The sequence below is a fragment of the Alteromonas alvinellae genome (genome assembly GCF_902705805.1).
In genome coordinates this window covers 1-1,529 of record NZ_CACSIH010000001.1, presented here as the reverse complement: position 1 = coordinate 1,529, position 1,529 = coordinate 1, and the positions used below count along the sequence as shown (strand labels likewise).

Annotated in this window: 1 protein-coding gene; it reads right to left on the bottom strand. The window is 50.7% G+C overall.

The features are described from left to right. Positions 1 to 19 precede the first annotated feature (19 nt). Positions 20 to 1,429, bottom strand: a complete 1,410-nt coding sequence (locus tag ACX5KA_RS00005) for an IS66-like element ISAma4 family transposase (RefSeq protein WP_458730159.1) — start codon at positions 1,427 to 1,429, stop codon at positions 20 to 22. Positions 1,430 to 1,529 lie beyond the last annotated feature (100 nt).

Here is a 1,529-nt window from a genome sequence, read left to right as displayed (position 1 = left end):
GTAACCGTTCACCAAGGCCCTATTGACAGGCAGCTTTGAAGTCGTCGAGCAGAGGATAGGACGTTTTGTTCAGCGTCGCTTCGAGAATGGCGCGGAGCCAATTCAGTGGATTCAGCTTTTGTTTCCGGCAGGTTTCGACGATGGTGAGTATACGTTGTCTGAACAGTTCCCCTCGGTGAGACCACACACCATAGCTGCCTTTTCGCCACAGCACATAGCTTCGCAATGAACGCTCGGCTTCATTGTTAGTGAGAGGGACGCCATCGTGACTGAGGAATACCCAGCACATGTCATCGTGTTTTAGCAGTAGCTTACACCGGTTCTGATAGCGGGGAGTCACACAGCGTCTTGATGCCAGTTCAAGTTGCTCTCGCCAGGCGATGCGTAGTTTTTCCATCCGGTCCAGGTATCGCTTTTCACTTAGTGCGTTACTCTCATACCGGTGTTGCAGCCGGAACAGTATGCGAATGAGCCTGACTAACGTTGTTCCATAGGTTTTATTCGTACCCCAGCTTTCCGCCAGCGCATTCATGTTTCTTAAGATATGCGCCCAGCACAATTGACGGTGGTCTGAATCGATGTAGTGATAACCGGCATACTGGTCAGTCACAACAATGTTTTCCGGATTATCGCCGAGTAGTTTCTTTGCCGCCCAGGCGCCACGTGAGAAGTGCGTCATAAAGCATGATAATTCTGCTGTGCATACCTGCCACATCCAGCGGTTTTCATTGCCCCGCTGATGACGGGTTTCATCACAATGAACCACTGCCTCATTATGCATAGTCTCTTTAATATCCTGATAGGCAGGCGTCAGCACCGCACTGACGCGGCCTTGTGCTTCAGAGATAGCACCGCGACTGAACGATAAACCAAAGTTTTGCTCGAGCTGTTGCTGGATTTTACTGATACTCTGGTGAAACTGACCCGACTGCATCGCCACATACGCCAGCAGGTTATTGCCCATCTGCCCTTGATTCACGTTGTCGGGTAGTGTGGCTTTTACCGTTTTACTGCACTGACAACACTGGCCCTGATGCAACTGATGTTCGACTACAGAGAATGCCTGGCTGGGAATATCAAATACCTGATGCCGACGATAAGGGGAATCATTGATAGCAATGTCACCACCGCAAGCACAAGTATCGTCGGGATAATAGGTGCGCGTCTCATCAACGGTATCGGCCAGCATCCGCTTACTACCTTTATGGCCGGATTGCGCACCGCGCTTACGGCCTGTCGGCTTTTTAGCTGGCGCAGAAGAGGACGCCCCCGGCCCATTAGACGATGGCGGGCGCGATGAATTACGACTGTTTTGATTCAGTCGGTCTTCGAGGTCATTTAGCCTGTCCCAGAGTGTACTAATGAGCTCATTGGCATCATCGAGATTAGTAGCGACGGGTGGCTTTGTGGGCTGCTTTTTACGTGGCATGAAACCACTCTGACAGACTGGCGGGATCAATCAATAGGATCCCCACGATCATTGAAAATAAATATTACTAACTGTCAATAGGGCCCTGGTGAACGGTTAC